This window comes from Streptomyces sp. CC0208, assembly GCF_003443735.1.
Classification (GTDB): domain Bacteria; phylum Actinomycetota; class Actinomycetes; order Streptomycetales; family Streptomycetaceae; genus Streptomyces; species Streptomyces sviceus.
On the sequence record NZ_CP031969.1, the window covers coordinates 9,209,379 to 9,224,333 of the forward strand.

Annotated in this window: 14 protein-coding genes; 7 read left to right on the forward strand and 7 right to left on the reverse strand. The window is 67.6% G+C overall.

Annotated elements, in window-relative coordinates; genetic code table 11:
• Positions 1 to 51 precede the first annotated feature (51 nt).
• Positions 52 to 1,077, forward strand: a complete 1,026-nt coding sequence (locus tag D1369_RS42295; RefSeq protein WP_007387207.1) for a nucleotide kinase domain-containing protein — start codon at positions 52 to 54, stop codon at positions 1,075 to 1,077.
• 9 nt (positions 1,078 to 1,086) lie between these two features.
• Here D1369_RS42295 and D1369_RS42300 read toward each other — a convergent pair whose 3' ends face one another.
• From D1369_RS42300 to D1369_RS42315, 4 genes are read right to left on the reverse strand one after another with little or no spacing between them, the layout of a single operon-like run.
• Positions 1,087 to 1,875, reverse strand: coding sequence for a hypothetical protein (locus D1369_RS42300; RefSeq protein WP_037902667.1), 789 nt, complete (start codon positions 1,873 to 1,875; stop codon positions 1,087 to 1,089).
• 56 nt (positions 1,876 to 1,931) lie between these two features.
• The gene (locus tag D1369_RS42305; RefSeq protein ID WP_240436158.1) at positions 1,932 to 2,816 is read right to left on the reverse strand and encodes an ImmA/IrrE family metallo-endopeptidase; all 885 of its coding nucleotides are present in this window, start codon (positions 2,814 to 2,816) and stop codon (positions 1,932 to 1,934) included.
• 8 nt (positions 2,817 to 2,824) lie between these two features.
• The gene (locus D1369_RS42310) at positions 2,825 to 3,232 is read right to left on the reverse strand and encodes a helix-turn-helix transcriptional regulator (protein WP_007387210.1); all 408 of its coding nucleotides are present in this window, start codon (positions 3,230 to 3,232) and stop codon (positions 2,825 to 2,827) included.
• Positions 3,229 to 3,531: a phosphopantetheine-binding protein gene (locus tag D1369_RS42315; protein ID WP_037902669.1), complete on the reverse strand. Its 303-nt coding sequence runs from the start codon at positions 3,529 to 3,531 to the stop codon at positions 3,229 to 3,231. The genes D1369_RS42310 and D1369_RS42315 overlap by 4 nt, the downstream gene beginning before the upstream one ends.
• A 78-nt stretch (positions 3,532 to 3,609) precedes the next feature.
• Here D1369_RS42315 and D1369_RS42320 point away from each other — a divergent pair, with 78 nt between their 5' ends.
• On the forward strand, positions 3,610 to 4,488 hold the full coding sequence (locus tag D1369_RS42320; protein ID WP_037902671.1) for a nucleoside triphosphate pyrophosphohydrolase family protein: 879 nt from the start codon (positions 3,610 to 3,612) through the stop codon (positions 4,486 to 4,488).
• Between the two features lie 492 nt (positions 4,489 to 4,980).
• Positions 4,981 to 5,118: a hypothetical protein gene (locus D1369_RS43350; protein ID WP_158680199.1), complete on the forward strand. Its 138-nt coding sequence runs from the start codon at positions 4,981 to 4,983 to the stop codon at positions 5,116 to 5,118.
• 195 nt (positions 5,119 to 5,313) lie between these two features.
• Here the strand turns inward: D1369_RS43350 and D1369_RS42325 are convergent, their stop codons facing one another.
• Positions 5,314 to 6,369 carry a helicase associated domain-containing protein gene (locus tag D1369_RS42325; RefSeq protein ID WP_240436159.1) on the reverse strand — a complete coding sequence of 352 codons (1,056 nt, stop codon included), beginning with the start codon at positions 6,367 to 6,369 and terminating at the stop codon, positions 5,314 to 5,316.
• 660 nt (positions 6,370 to 7,029) lie between these two features.
• On the opposite strand from D1369_RS42325, the gene D1369_RS42330 reads away from it, so the two are divergent.
• Entirely contained in the window at positions 7,030 to 8,499 is a 1,470-nt protein-coding gene (locus D1369_RS42330) for an SAVED domain-containing protein (protein ID WP_007387214.1), read from the forward strand.
• A 283-nt stretch (positions 8,500 to 8,782) separates the two neighbouring features.
• Here the strand turns inward: D1369_RS42330 and D1369_RS42335 are convergent, their stop codons facing one another.
• Together D1369_RS42335 and D1369_RS44405 are read right to left on the reverse strand one after the other, a co-directional pair.
• Positions 8,783 to 9,919: an ImmA/IrrE family metallo-endopeptidase gene (locus D1369_RS42335; RefSeq protein ID WP_007387215.1), complete on the reverse strand. Its 1,137-nt coding sequence runs from the start codon at positions 9,917 to 9,919 to the stop codon at positions 8,783 to 8,785.
• A gap of 49 nt (positions 9,920 to 9,968) precedes the next feature.
• On the reverse strand, positions 9,969 to 10,607 hold the full coding sequence (locus tag D1369_RS44405) for a hypothetical protein (RefSeq protein WP_007387216.1): 639 nt from the start codon (positions 10,605 to 10,607) through the stop codon (positions 9,969 to 9,971).
• 88 nt (positions 10,608 to 10,695) lie between these two features.
• On the opposite strand from D1369_RS44405, the gene D1369_RS42345 reads away from it, so the two are divergent.
• The 3 genes from D1369_RS42345 (at position 10,696) to D1369_RS42355 (ending at position 14,938) form a co-directional block, all read left to right on the forward strand.
• The gene (locus D1369_RS42345) at positions 10,696 to 11,700 is read left to right on the forward strand and encodes a nucleotidyltransferase (protein ID WP_037902679.1); all 1,005 of its coding nucleotides are present in this window, start codon (positions 10,696 to 10,698) and stop codon (positions 11,698 to 11,700) included.
• Between the two features lie 134 nt (positions 11,701 to 11,834).
• A complete protein-coding gene (locus D1369_RS42350; RefSeq protein ID WP_240436160.1) occupies positions 11,835 to 13,163 on the forward strand; it encodes a ThiF family adenylyltransferase in 1,329 nt (442 codons plus the stop codon).
• Entirely contained in the window at positions 13,160 to 14,938 is a 1,779-nt protein-coding gene (locus tag D1369_RS42355; protein WP_007387219.1) for an SAVED domain-containing protein, read from the forward strand. Before D1369_RS42350 ends, D1369_RS42355 begins: the two co-directional genes overlap by 4 nt.
• The last annotated feature ends 17 nt before the right edge of the window (positions 14,939 to 14,955 follow it).

Genomic DNA, 14,955 nt, shown 5'->3' on the forward strand with positions numbered 1-14,955 from the left:
TTTCCCCCTTTGGCTGTGCCAACTGCCCTATATCAAATATATATTCAGTGCATGGTGACGCTGCTGCAAGGACGCCGGAGGCCGGAGGGCTCGGGAGCTGCTGCTGCGGCCGGGATCCGCATTGCGGGGCGGATACTGCACCCGACTCCCGTCTTCGACACGTACTGGCGCTTCGCTGCGGCACGTCAGGCGGTGTACGAGGCGCGGCTGTCCGGCGGGCCGGGGCCGTGGACGAGTGATCCGATCCTGTCCAGGTACCGGTTCACCAACTGCTACCGGGCCGCGGATCGGGTGAGCCAGGTGTTGATCGCCGATGTCATCTACGGCGGTGAGCAGGAGTGGGAGGAGGTCTTCTTCCGCACTCTGCTGTTCAAGGTCTTCAACAAGGAGTCCACGTGGCGGCTGCTGACCGGTGCGCTGGGCGAGGTGCGCTGGGACGGCTACGACCACCGGGCCTTTGACCGGGTGCTGTCGCGGGCGTTTGCGGCGGGGGAGCGGCTGTACTCGGCCGCCTACATCGTGCCGCCGCCGCAGCTGGGAGCGGAACGTAAGCACCGCAACCATCTGCGGCTGCTGGAGATGATGATGACCTCCGGTGCGCCGGAGAGGGTCCTGGCCGCGCCGACGCTGCGGGATGCCTACGAGGTGCTGCTGGGCTATCCGGCCATCGGCCCGTTCCTGGCGTATCAGTTCGTCATCGACCTCAACTACGCTTCCGCGATGCCGTTTTCGGAGATGGACTTCGTGGTCGCCGGGCCCGGCGCCAGGGACGGGATCCGCAAGTGCTTCGGCTCGGCGGCCGACGGCATCGAGGCCGAGGTCATCCGGTACATGGCCGACACCCAGGACGAGCACTTCGCCCGCCTGGGTTTGTCCTTCCCCGGTCTGCGGGGTCGGCCGCTGCAGCTGATCGACTGCCAGAACCTGTTCTGCGAGGTCGACAAGTACGCGCGTGTCGCCCATCCGGAGGTTGCCGGGATCAGCGGCCGCAGTCGCATCAAGCAGACCTACCGCTCTTCGTCGGTGCCGGTACCGGCCTGGTTTCCGCCCAAGTGGGGTATCAACGAAGCCTGTTGACGCGGGTCTCTACGCGGCCAGGGTCGGGGTGCCGCTCAGCAGCGGCCGGATGGCAGTGAGCGGCCCGTCCAGGTGGGCGTGGCCGGCCACGACGGTCAGTGTGCCGACGGCCAGGCCGGCCTGGGCCGAGATGTAGGCCAGGAGCCGGCCCAGGCCCAGGTAGTTGCCGTAGGCCCGTTCGAACATGTACTGGCTGCGGTAGAGCGCCGCGGCGTGCACCCGGCGATCGCGGTCCAGTTGGAAGGACACGTGGCTCAGGCAGGGAAAGCCCCGGTAGAGGTTGTCGCGGTCGGCGGCGTGCACGAGTAGTTCGGCCGGCACGTCGCCGTCGGCGGGGTGGGCGAGGTCGGCTTCGTAGGCGGCGGTCATCGGTCCCTTGCTTCCGGCCTGCTTGCGCAGCCGCCCGATGATGTTGCCTATCTGGTCGATGTCGGTCTTCTTCGCGCCCGGGTAGGCGACCAGGCGTCCGAAGTAGGTGCCGTGCGCGTTGCCGGGATAGCGCTTGATCCGCAGGTACATGGCCCGGTAGCGGGCCACGAGGCTGGCGTGGTCGGTGGCTCGGGCTGCGAGGTCGGCAGGGAAGAGGGTGCCGGCGACCGTCTCGATGGGCTCGTGCCGTTTGGCGATGCGCAGCCGGTCCAGTTCGGTGCGGAAGCCGGGGTCGTCGGCGGTGGGGTCGGCGATGCGCACCACGGTGTGCAGGCCGGTGCGCGACGGGTTGTCCTTGCGGTCCAGGGCGTTGCAGGCGGCGATCCAGGCGCGGGTGACGTCACCGCCGGTGACATCGAAGCTGATCATGAATCCTCCTGGCACGGTTGATAAGGGTTACCAAGGAGTCCGGCGCGGCAGGAGCGTCAGTCCGGCCAGACGTCGTGCACACCGGCGCGAGGCGCATCACGCACCACCGTCAGCTGCACCGGCTCCTTCCAGCCGGCTGCTGACACATCGAGCACCGCCGGCTCGGAAAGCTCGTCGGTCACCACGGCCGCAGCGGCCGGCTCGGCCGTTGGTGGCGCGTCCGTCCAGCGGGCCAGTCCCTTGGGCAGCGAGACGAACGCGGCCCCGGCGCCGCGGGCGATCAGCACATCACCGGCATCGGCGTGCACTCGCTGCAGGTGGGAAGCGGCGGTGACGACGTGGACCTGGGCATCCGCGGGCAGGGCCGCCCCGCCCGCCAGCGAGCTGCGGAGCGCGGCCGGGGAGATCTTCGCCCACTGGCGGGCCCGGTCGGCGTTCAGCAGACGAAGGTTCTGCAGGTGCCGCACCGTGCCCGCGTACGAGGTGCCCAGTTCCCTCGCCAGCCGGTACACGTGCTCCGGGCTGGCCGGCTGTCCCTGGCAGATCCGGTCGAGGCCGGCCAGCACCGCCGGGCGCGGCATGAGGAACCAGGCGGCGAACGCCTCGGCGGTCTTCTCCTCGTCCGGCCAGCTGCCGTTGCCCCATCGCAGCGCCGGACTGAGGTCGTCGTCGACCGCCGTGCGATGGTGCAGGATGTGATGCCCGAGTTCGTGAGCCGCGGTGTGCCGCTGGGTGACGATGTTCAGGTTGGCGTTGAGCAGCACGGCCGGCCCGTTGTCGGCGGGGGAGAAGTAGACGCCGAACAGGCGCGGCATCGGCTGCGCCATGCCCACCAACCCGGCCGTCTTCACCGCCTGGTGGACAGGCACGTAAGAATTACGGTCGATGCCCAGGTCGCGATGGGCCTGGGCGGCCGCGATCCCGGCTATACGATGCGCCACCCCCCAGTTCACCGCTCCGTGCCCTGGTTCTCGGAGCCTTCCTGTTCCTTCTCCGCCGCGCGTCGCAGCGAGAGGTACTCGGCGAACTCCATCACCGTCTTCTGATCGCCGTCGGTCAACTGGGCCAGCGCCCGGGGCAGTCCGGCCAGGGCGTACTCGCCGGCGTCCGCGTTCTCCTCCTCGGCCAGGAAGTAGGCGACCGGCTGCCGGTACAGGCGGGCCAGCTTCTTCAGCTCCAGGCTGTCCACCCGCCGTTCGCCGCGCTCGATGTCGCTGATCGCCGAACGGGGGATGCCGGTGTTGTCGGAGACGAACTGCTGCGACATGTTGAGGTAGTCACGGGTCCTCTTCAGCCGTTCGCCGAGCTGGGTGAGCTCGGGATCGCGAGCACGGGCATCGGAGGGGGAAGGGGTCATGATTGCTGCCTTTCGATGACGGCCTCCCGCACCGCGCGGGCGAAGGCCTGCACGGACCGGGTGGCCTCGGCCGACTGGCGGTCGGCAGGGATGGCGATGGAGTAGCGCTCCTCCACGCGCGTGAGGATCTCCACGATCAGGAGCGAGTCGACCGGCAACTCCGCTCCACCGTCCTCGAGTTCCGCCCTGACCTCGGCCGCGGACTTCTCCTGCAGCTCGGCCAGGAACTCGATGACGACCGAGACGATGTCGTCGATATCTGGTGTGACGGTACTCAGCGCTCCCCCAATCGTCTGCATTTCCAACGTCGTTGTCCTAGGATACGACAACGTCGGTGAATCCGACAGGCCTGTCCCAAGGTCAGACAAGGAGTGAGTGTGGACTTCCAGCGCTACCAACAAGCCGCCATCAAAACCCTCCAACCCCCCACCGAGGACACCGACCCCGTCCTCGTCCCCCTCCTCGGCCTCGCCGGCGAAGTCGGCTCCCTCACCACCGCCTACAAAAAACACCTGCGTGACGGACCCGCCCACGAGCAGGGCAAACACCAATTACGCGAAGAACTCGGCGACGTCCTGTGGTACATAGCCGCCCTCGCCCACCGCTTCGACCTCGACCTCGACGACATCGCCACCGCCAGCCTGGAAAAGACCAAAGACCGCTGGCGCACCACCCCCGACACCGAACACACCCACTTCGACGACCACTTCCCCGAACACGAACGCCTCCCGCGCCAGACCACCCTCACCTTCACCCCCACCACCCGCGACGACGGCCGCACCGTCATCGTCCTCACCCGCGAAGACGGCAGCCCCGCCGGAGACCCCCTCACCAGCGCCTCCCACATCGAAGACGACTACCGCTTCCACGACGCCTTCCACCTCGCCCACGCCACCGTCCTCGGCTGGTCCCCCGTCACCCGCTTCCTCCTCGACCGCAAACGCAAAAGCGACCCCCACACCGACGAAGCCGAAGACGGCGGCCGCGCCATCGCCATCGAAGAAGGCATCTCCGCCCTCGTCTTCTCCTACGCCGCCCGCCACCGCTACTTCGCCGACATCAAGCACATCGACAACGAACTCCTCACCACCATCAGCCACATGACGGCCCACCTCGAGGTCAGCATCTGCCGCGCCGCGGACTGGGAGCACGCCATCCTCACCGGCTACACCGCCTGGCGCCAGCTGCGTGAACAGAACGGCGGCATCATCCACCTGGACCTCGACCAGCGCCTTCTCACTGTTGACCCGCTCTAACAGGGGGGATGGCTTCGCCTGCCCTGAGCCATCTGGCATGCCAGCGGTCCTTCACAGCAGCCGCAGCAATGCCACCCCCGTAACCCTTCTGGAAGACCCGCAGTGGAGGAAGTGGCGCAAGGCTCTGCCCGCGACGTTGGCCCTGGCTGACACTCGTTCCGCCAGGAAGGCACCGGTGGTCCGGTCGCCGCGTCAGTACGGGCGCAGACAGCGAGGCGCAAGAGGCGGCTACCTAGCCGGCACGGCGCCCGGCATTGCGGTCAGGTACACCCGCTCCCGGGCTGGTGTGTAGTTGGCGTGCGGTACGGGCCCGTGACGGTTGGGCGGGAAGAGGGCGGGTCCGGGTGCGGACGCCGGACTGGACGGCTCCAAGCTGTGGGGCCTGACTCCGCTCGGTCTGGACGCCGCGGCTGAGGTTCTCTCGCGCCCGGCCGGGGAGATGGGCGGTACCGCCCGGGGCGCGGCCCGCTGGGGGCCCCGCACGCCATGGCCGTGAACGAGACGATCATCGCCATCACCCGCACCGTCCCGGAGCCGACCCGGCCCGTACGCCCGGTGGCTGCCGTCCTCATCGGGTCTAGGGAGCCGAATGCCGCAGGAGCAGGGATCAAGGCGGCGGGAGCACAGTGACGTGGGCCAGACCAAGCCGCGCAACCCAGCAGTCTGGGACGCATTCGTGACTGTCGAGTCGGATAGCTGGCGGGCTGTCTGGCCGTCGGCACACGAGCGAGGCCCGGACCGTTATGGTCCGAGCCTCGGGTTGTGCGCCGTCTTCCGTGTACAGCAGTTATGGGGGAATCCCGGCCGAATGTGACGCCGCAGCTTCTACCAGCGCATCCCCAAGTCGGTCAGGGAGCCGCGTCGTTCGGGACTGAGTTTGTCGGCCCGCCGTCGGGCGTTGGAGATGAACGACCCCAGCCCCACCAGCTCCCCGTCGACGTCCTCGCGGTGCTGGCGCGGAACGCGCAGATGCCCCTCCCGCGCGTGGAACTGTCGCGCGGCGGTCATGTTCCGCTCCCACAGCTCATCCTGCGAGCGCCGCACCGGCCCGACCACCTCGCCTTCCGCAGGCGGCTCGAGGCCGATGGTCTCCAGCAGGTACTGCTGCGCCGGCACGAGCCGGTCCCACCCGGCCCGCTGCCCGGTCACCCACGCCCCGAGGTCCCCGCCCTGGACGATCACCTCGCCCGGCCCACCGGGCAGCACGCCCCCGGCTTGGACGTGGGCGCGGGTGAGCCGATAACACCGCTGCCAGGCAACATCCCACCCCTCCGGCGCCCACCCCGGGTCGATCTCGTTGAGCGCCTCCATACGCGCCTCGGAGAGCTCCCCGGCATACGACAGACCGGTCTCCCCGTTCGCACGGCGCACGGCGTTCTCACGGGCCTTCTTGGCGCCAGCCCGAGCGTTCTTGAGAAATACCCCCAGTGGATAGCCGTCCCACACCACGGAGGCGCTGGCCAGGCAGTGGCCGTGGACGGCTGCGTAGTCGCGGGCGACGGCGAGGCCGGCGTCCCACGCGGACGCGTGCACCGCCCACACCATGCCGAACTGCTCCAGCTCGGTCACGCGCTTGGCGTCCAGGGTGCCCTCGCGGTAGTAGCGGCGTTGATCTGCGACCCACACTCCCAGTGGGTGCCCGCCGATGCCCGCTCCCCAGTCTTCAGGGGTGATGTACGTGTACGGCACCCGCAGCTCGCTCTCGCCCATCTCGCGCAGCCACCTTGTGGCGGCCTCGATACCGCGCCGCCAGTACGCGCCCTCGGGGTCGATGACCCGCAGCCGCACGAACTGCGCGAGGGCGGCCGAGTCGCGTTCCTCGCTGAACCGCAACACCCCCGCCGCCGAAGCTCCCACCGCCGGAACGATGTCCTGTGTCACGACCAGTAGTAGATGATGCTGAGTTCGCTTCTTGAAGGCCCCTGAACTGGGGCGCCTCAACTAGAGCCAGATAGCTTTCTTGTGTAGCTGACCTGCTGCTTCTCTGATTTAGGGCTCTCTGAGCTGGTACACCGCAACTTGATTCGGACGTACATCAAGTACTCATGGACGTGTTACGTAGCAGTGGCCGGTGGCCTGGCGTACTGCTTTTCCGGTGGGCAGGCGAGCACGCTGCGCCCTTCACGCACCTGCGACCGGGCATGGTTCCGAGCCCGACTGAACGTTTTGGCCGATCGATCCGACGCCAGTAGTGGTAGATGAACGGCGTTTTCCGAACTCCTTGACGAACTGCGCCAGGTCACCCCGGAGCGGATGACCTGACGAGCGTGGCAGCTCGAGATCGGCCACATCGCGGGATCCGTTCGGTGGGGTCCTGGCATCCGACGAGCGGCTTCCACGCGAGCTTGGCGTCCCAGGAGCGAGCATGCAGCAGTTGACAGGGAGAGCAATCAGCGGCCTCGGTGTGCCCCAGAAGCTGGGCGTGTCCGCGTCTACAGGTGTGAGGGCTTTGTGCTCGGTCCCGCTTGCAGCGATGATCTGCACAGCATGCCGATGGCCGGCCGCAAGTGCGGTGCCCCGACGCCTGGGAGATCGTGTCCTATGCCTGACCTGCCTGCCCCGAGTTCGACGGGTGTCCGTATCGCTGGTGACCGTTACCAGTGGCTGGTCGCCTGGCAGGGGTGTGTCGTCGCGGTGCGGGATGAGGCATTGCACGCGTCCAACCCAGTCGTGGCAGTCGGCGTCGAGGTCGACGACGCGGGAAACTTGGACGACGTCGTCCTGTACCGGCAGGTTCCGCCGCACACTTACATGCAGGTCAAGTACGCCGCCGACAGTTCCACCCCGGTCAACGAGGACTACCTGCTCAAGCCCAGTGACCGCGGTGGCCCGTCGATCCTGCGGAAGATGGCGCAGGCCTGGCAGCAGCTCACCCAGGACGGCACGCCGGTCGATCTCGCGTTGCTGAGCAACCGGTCCCCGGACGCCGAGGACCCGCTGATCTCGTTGAGGGATTCCCGCACCCAACTGCTCGTTCCGAAGGCGGCGCAGCAGGGCCCGAAATCCAAGAAGGGACAGGCGCGCGGGCGCTGGGCCGACGGTGCCGGGCTGAGCGAGGAGGCGCTGCTGGCCCTGCTGAAGGTACTGCGTTTCGACCTCGCGCGGGACGTGACCCACCTGCACGAGCACCTGCAGATGCTGATGTTCGCCGCAGGGCTGCGGTTCGACGAGGAGGCGATGCACTCCGGCGCCGACTGGGTTGCCCGCCAAGTCGCCGACGGGCAACGCACGTTGTCTCTGGCAGAAGTCAGAAAGGCGATCGGGTCTTTGCGTCTGGAAGCCGGGTCCTCACGTGCGGTGGTGTCCATCGCCACTCTGAAGCCCGACCCGATGGCCGAGGACGCCGACTACGCGGTGGACTGGACGGACCGCTTCGAGGGAGCCTCGGCCTACCTGAAGCGGCGTCCGCTGGCCCCGGCAACCTGGGCTCAACTGCAGGCGGACATCGAGGCCGCACCGCATCGGATGCCGCCCAACACCGCAGCGGTCGCCGTCACCGGCAGTCTTCGTCTGGCACCCGCGTTCGTGGTCGGGGCCGCCTTTCGCATGGTGGCCGGCGCGGACTTGGCCGTGGTCCAGAGGGGACAGCTGTGGTCATCCACTGAGGAGTACGAGACGCCGCTGGTGCCGGCTGTCGACGAGCACGCCCTCGATCTCGGACCGGACCTGGCCGTGGCCGTCGCGGTCGCCACTGACCCGACCCAGGACGTGCTGGACTTCCTGCGCGAACAGCAGGTGCCCGTCTCCCGGCTGCTGGTCCTGCGCCCGCCCGGCGGAGCAAGGGACAACTCCGTCCCGGACGCGGCAGTCGCCAACGCGCTGGCCGTCGGCATCCGGGACCTCCTGCGCCCTGCCTGCCGTGCACACCCCGTGATCCACCTCTTCCAGGCCGGGCCCATGGGCCTGTCCCTGCTGCTGGGCAACCGATGGAATCGGCTGCGCCCCACCACCGTGTACGAGGACGTCAACGCGCAGCAGGTGTACGAGAAGGCATTCACCATCGACGCCTGAGATCCCGGCACCCATCAAGAACCTGCCGTCGGCGGCGGTGCGCCCTGTGCCAGGTGCAGGCCGTGGTGGACCGGGGTGAGGCGATCACGGGTCGTCAGCCAGCCCAGTGCCACAGCGATGCAATGGGCTGCGGAAGAACAGCAGCCCCTCCACCGGGGTGGTGCTGTTGAGACACTGCGCCCACTCCTGCTTCCTCGCTGAGCTCGACTGGAGGGGGCCGAGGTCTCTGCCCACTGACCTCAAGCCGGGCTTCCGGCTGCTCCTTGCTGGCCTGCGCAGAGGGCTAGCCCGCGGTGAGATCACCGGAGAGGCTGATCTCGATGGGGCGCTTGAGCTTGCTGCCGTATTTCCAGTCCAGGATGCCGTCGTGCTGGAGGCGTCCGACGACGATGCCCGGGGCGATGCCGGCTCGGCGGGCGAAGGCTGTGATGTTGGTGAAGGGCATGGGGCGCTGGGCGAGTTGCTTGTAGGCGGCCGTGTGCTCGGGCGGGATGAGGGTTTCCCGGGCGAAGGCGTCTGCTTCGTCTTCGCTGCGGTCTCCTTCGGGGGTCGTGTCGTCGTCGCGGTTTGTGTTGTCGATGAAGGTGAGGCGTTTGCCGTGCAGGAGGACATGGCCGAGCTCGTGGAAGACGGTGAACCAGAAGTGGTCGTCCTTCTTGAACCGGCCGCTGAGGGCGACTCCGACCTTTTCCGGGGTGAGCCATCGGGTGACGCCGGAGACGCGGCTGTTGGGGGGCGCGGCAACGAACACCACCGCGACGCCGGCCTGGGCGCACAGACGCGGGATTTCGGTGCGCCAGACGGAGGGTTCCTCGACGGTCAGGGCGCGTAGCTGGGGGAGTAGCTCAAGCAGGGCCGCGCGGTCGTAGGGTGCGCAGGGGATTTCGCGTGCTCTGAGTTCGGCCTGGCGCAGCCAGACGGCGGTGGCGTAGTCGTCGGGTGTGAGGACGGTGGAGCGCCGGAAGGCGGTCCGGTAGCTGCCCCACACGTTCTCCGCGACCTCGGGGTCTGCGACACCGAAGAACGCCAGCAGCTGCTCGAGATTGTCCACCGTGCGCTCTTTGGTCGGCAGGATGCCCCGCTTGACCAGCTCCTGCAGGGAGAAACGGTCGAGCCAGTCGAGGCGGTGGCTGAGGGCTTCACGGCTCTGGGTGCGGCTGACGTGGGTGCGCCAGGCGGCCTCCATCTGGTTCCACAGCGAAGCCGGGATTCCGACGGCCCGCTCCAGCAGAAGGGCAGTCTCGGGGGTGAGGACGGCGCTGCCCTGGACGATCTGGTTGATGTGCTTGGTCGACAGCCCGGTGCGGCGGGCGAGGTCGGCCTGGGGGATGCCGAGGGCGTCGAGCTGTTCTTTCAGCGTGTCGCCCGGGGGCAGGACTTCATCCGGTGCGAACGGGTGCGGGGCGGAGGGCGGAGTCACGTGAGTGCCTCTCGGTCGGCGAGGCTGCGGGGCGGGCCTGGTGGCGGGGTCAGGGGCGGTGGATTGCTGCGACGATCACAGCGCGTACGGCGTGCTCGTTCAGGGTGCCGTCGTCGAGGGTGTCGGGCGGGTCGTCGCGCGGGCGGACCACGAGATCGCCGTGATCACCGAGCGACACCAGCAGAGTGAAGCAGTCCCCGTTGGCTGCGGGCCGCAGCCGCGCGGCCGCAACGTGCCGCAGGTCAGCCAGGTGGTGGGCGGCCGACATCTGGCCAAGACGCCGGAGCAGGGTGATCGCTCCGTCGGGGCCTAAACGGTCCCTGCGGGCGGGGCCGCTGTTGCAGACATGGGCGAGTTCGGCGTCCTCAAAGACGATCTCCACCAGCGACCTCAGAATCCCTTTCCGTGTACCTACTGCTTCCATGTTATCCTCCCGATCAAGGTCGACAAATTTCCATGTACCTACTGGGTAAAGGAAACTCTGGATTAGGGTGTGGCCTTTGTTCCGCAGGCCACCGCAGGAGAGATCGGAAGGACAGCTCATGGCAGGTAAGAGCAGCGCATCCAACGGTAAGCGGGGCCGCAGCGCCATCACGGGCCGGTTCGTGAAGCAGGCCACCGTGAAGCGGCACCCGAAGACAACGACCAATGAGAGCGCTGCCAAGGGCGGCAGGAAGAAGTAGGCCACCAGCCCCTTGCGACCGGCCTCGCATTGTCAGTGGTGTGAGGCAAGCTCAGCAGGCCAATGCAGACACAAACCACGATCGGAGGGCCCGATGGCTCACCTCAAGCAGCAGTTCAAGGACGCGCTGAGCTCCATCGAGCCCGGCGACGATAAGACCAATGCACCAGAGGCGCATCGCCTCGTCCGTGACGCCCTCGAGGCTGACTCCAAGCTCGCCGAGTACGGCGTCAGCCCGATCCTGATCGGCTCCTACAAGCGCAACGTGTCGATCCGCAGGATCAAGGACGTCGATGTGTTCGTGCGTCTTGCCGATGTCCCTAGGGATGTCACGTCGACGGACATCCTCGACAGGTTCTTCAAGGTCCTGCATGCGGAGTTCGGCACCGACTCCGACGGGCACCGGCGTACCAAGCGTCAGGACCGGAGTCTGCAGGTCTCCTTCCCGGCGTACGACCTCTATGTCGACGCGGTGCCCGCCCGTCCTTACGGTGACGGGACGTGGGAGATCCCGCAAAAGGGCGACGCGAACGAGTGGGTGCGCACTAACCCTGACGGGCTGACGGAGCTGTCGAGCGCGATGAATGCGGACCACGACGAGTACTACGTACCGACCGTCAAGCTGCTTCGCCAGACTCGTCGTGCCCTGCTCGGCACGAAGAAGCCCGGCGGATTCTTCATCGAGATGGCCGTCTACCAGGCGTTCGCCTCAGGAGCAGTCTCGGGCAACGACCAGGCGGAGTACTACGTCCGCGCACTCCGGGAGGTCAGCAGGATCATCGATGATTTCGTGACCTACGGCATCGCGGTGACCGACCCGACCCTGCCCGGGCACACCATCCGCATCCGGGCGACCGACGATGAACTGGACACCGCGCGTACGCGGTTCACCGACGCCGCTGCGTCGGCAGAAGCTGCGCTCACCGAGGAGGACGCGGGCCAGGCCGCGCTGGCGTTCCGGAAACTGCTGGGAACGAATGGCGATGGGGACACGGTCTTCCCGATGCCCCCCGGCTTCAACGAGGACGGCAGCAAGAAGGCATCCGCGATCTCGCCCGGCGCCCGCGTCGTGCCTGCCGGCAAGAGGACCTTCGGGTGACCTCTGTCGGCTTCGACGAGTACGTCGCCCACGCACGGCAGCACTTCGAGGAGGGCCTGATCCGCGCGGGATTCCGCGAGGTTGAAGCAGGATGGGAAGGGCCGGTCCCGCACTCGGCGGTCACGACCCGCGTCGTGATCGACCTGCCGCCCCGTTTCCCGTTTCGGCCGCCGAGGGTGGCGCCGGTCGACCACGACGCGGTGCCCTGGTCCTGGCACCGCGACCCTGACGGCGGTTTGTGCCTGGTCGCTGAAGATGATCATGAAGGGTTGTGGTGGATGGAGGCATCGGCGTTCCTGGAACACGTCACAGCGTGGTTCGAGCACGCGGACACCGGCTGGACGGACGATCGGCCCGACCTCGACCTTGACCGGTACTTCCATCAGTCTACGGACCGGCGCCTCTACCTCTACGACGACCTCGGCCAGTACCTCAACCGCTCTGTCCGCTTCAGCCCGGCCGGCAACAACACGATGCGGATCAGGCACGGCACCCGCCCCAGGAAGGCCCTCAAGCACAGCAAGGACCGCTTTGGGTACGTGGCCGACCTCGGCGAGGTGGACGTGCCGCCGCGAACCTGGGCAGACATCTCCGCCCGGCTCGACTCGAACGCGGAGCTGGACCGCATAATTCGTCAGCAGTCCGTCGCAGTCGTCGTGCTGGTCTACCGACGCGGTACCCACGAGGGCGCGATCGTGCTGGACGTAGCGCCCACGAAGGAGGACGGCACGGCCGTCACACGTCTGCGTTCGGGCGCAGACACCGAGGCCGCCCGCTCCGCTCGCGCAGGCGTCCTGGCCCCCGCACTGCGTGAATCCAGGGTCGCAGTGGTCGGCCTCGGCGCTTTGGGCTCGTTCATCGCCGACATGCTGGTGCGCTCCGGGGTCCGTCACCTCACTCTCATCGACGACGATGTCGTCATGCCGGGAAACCTCGTCCGCCACCTCGTGGGCCCCGATACGATCGGACTGCCGAAAGTCGAAGCGGTCAAGCGACACCTCGTCAGGCAGAACGAGGCGCTGGCCGGTGGCATCGTCATCATCAATGGCGCGCTTACCTCGGGCACCGACGCGGTGGACCATCTGCGGAACCACGACCTCGTCGTGAACGCCACCGCCGACTTCGCCACCACCGCCCTCCTGCACGTGAGCGCCCGGACAGTGGGCACACGGGTCCTGTCCGCAGCGCTTCAAAACGACGGCAGGACCTATCGCATCGACGTACTGCCACCGCTCGACGATGCCGCACCACTGCCGCCTTCGACGACCAGAGCCGACACCGAGGCACCGCCCCTGTTCGAAGCAGGCTGCGGAAGCCCTATCTCCCCAACGCCGCCCCACGCGGTGATCGAGGCAGCAGCGGTAACCGTCCGCCACGCCATCGGCCTCCTCGTGGACCGCCCTCTCCATCCTGCTGGGGAGACGCGGCACCTCCACTCCGCCTCACAAGGGAGCCACCAGTGACCCGGCCGGCACCACGGATCGAGCTGCGCCAGGAGGCATACGAGGTCATTGCGTCCGCGACCGCCCGGCATCTGCCGCGGGAAACGGGTGGCATCCTCCTCGGCTACCGGGAAGACGCCAACGTCGCTGTCACCCATGCCCTCGTGGTTGACGGACAAGGAGCGTCCACCCACCGGTACGTGCGCGATGACGTCAAGGCGAACGCGCTCCTCGCAGAGTTCCTTGCAGAGCGAGCGGATGACGATCCAACCGGCTACGTCGGCGAGTGGCACAGCCATCCCGCACCGTCCGGACCGAGTTCGACAGATGTTGCTGCGATGCGGGCGACGGCCCGGGAGCACGACGGCCCGGTCGCACTCCTCGTTTACGCTCCCGGCGGGGCGGATCCCTTCTCCGGGCTCATCATCCGGCGCCAACGATGGGGATACGTCACCAGCAAGGCAGCAACGGTCCTTCCGCCACCACAGAGATTCGAGGCGCTGGGGCCGCTACCCGAGGGCGCGGTTCGGCGTGATGGCGCGGTGTTCATCTCCTACCGGCAGTCGGACGGCTCCCCGCAGGCCGACTCGATCGAGAACTTGCTCAGGGCCGCCGGTCTCGTCGTGTGGAGAGACCGTACCGACCTGCGCCCAGGCACGACGATCGATCGCCTCGAGCAGGCCCTGACCACCGGGCTTTCGGCAGCCGTGCTCGTCGTGACACCGGAGATCGTCTACAGCGACATCGTTCGAGAACGTGAGCTGCCTCGGCTGCTCCAACTGGACGAGGACCCTGCCTTCAGCCTGTGCATCGCGAACAAGATCGCCAGAGCGGGAAGCGATGCACAGTGCGACTACAACGCACCGGATCGACTCCTGAGACTCGCTCCCTCCCGCATCCTCGCCGACAAGAAGCAAAGCAACATGCTCCAGCCGTCCGGCGAGAGCGAGATCGTGCGGGACCTGCTGATGCACCGAGTCGAACAGCGTAGGTCCGCCATCCGCAGCGAGAACCGCCCCTTCACGATCCGAGTCCAGACCCGCCCTGCACCCTTCGCCATAGACGCGGGCGAGGACGACCTGCACATCCGCATCAGATCCGCCGACGACGGCCGTCTGCCGTCACAAGAGGGACTCCAGCTCCTACAGACCACGCTGCCCCTGACCAGCGACGCCGTATATGCCACCGGCGCGCAAACGGTGCGCGTCTTCGGCGGAGCTCACCTGTCGGTAGCTCTGGCCTTGGGCGCCGCCCTGCCCGAGACCAGGATCGGCAATGTTGAGGTGGTCGATGCCCATGGCGCTCTGTGGACGTCCACCCAAGCTGGTGACGACCCACTGACCAGCGAACTTCATACGCAACCAGTTAATCTCGAACAAACGGATACCTGCGACAGCCACGACCGCGTCGCGATCTTTGTCAGTCTGACTGCTGCTCCAGATCAGACCGCATTCGAGCAGCTCCTGCACGAGTCCAGCGACGGCTTCGCGGCCGCCGCCGTAGTCTCCGTCGTCGGCGAGAACCGGCTCGACCCGCGCGAGGCCGCACGCCTCAGTGCGGCTGCCGCGCAACAGATCAAAGCGCTGGCCGCACGCAGCGGCCGTGCGGAGGTGCATCTCGCTTTCCACGGCCCGTACACGATGGCTCTACTCGTAGGGCGATACCTCAACACGCTGCGCACCGTCGTCTACGAGTGGGACGGTGCAACCCCTGGCAGGCCCCGCTACACCCCAGCTCTCGTGCTTGAGCCAGGTGTCACCGGCGGACCGATCACCGAGACCCTCCTCGGCCTCTAGGCGTGGCGTCGGGACAG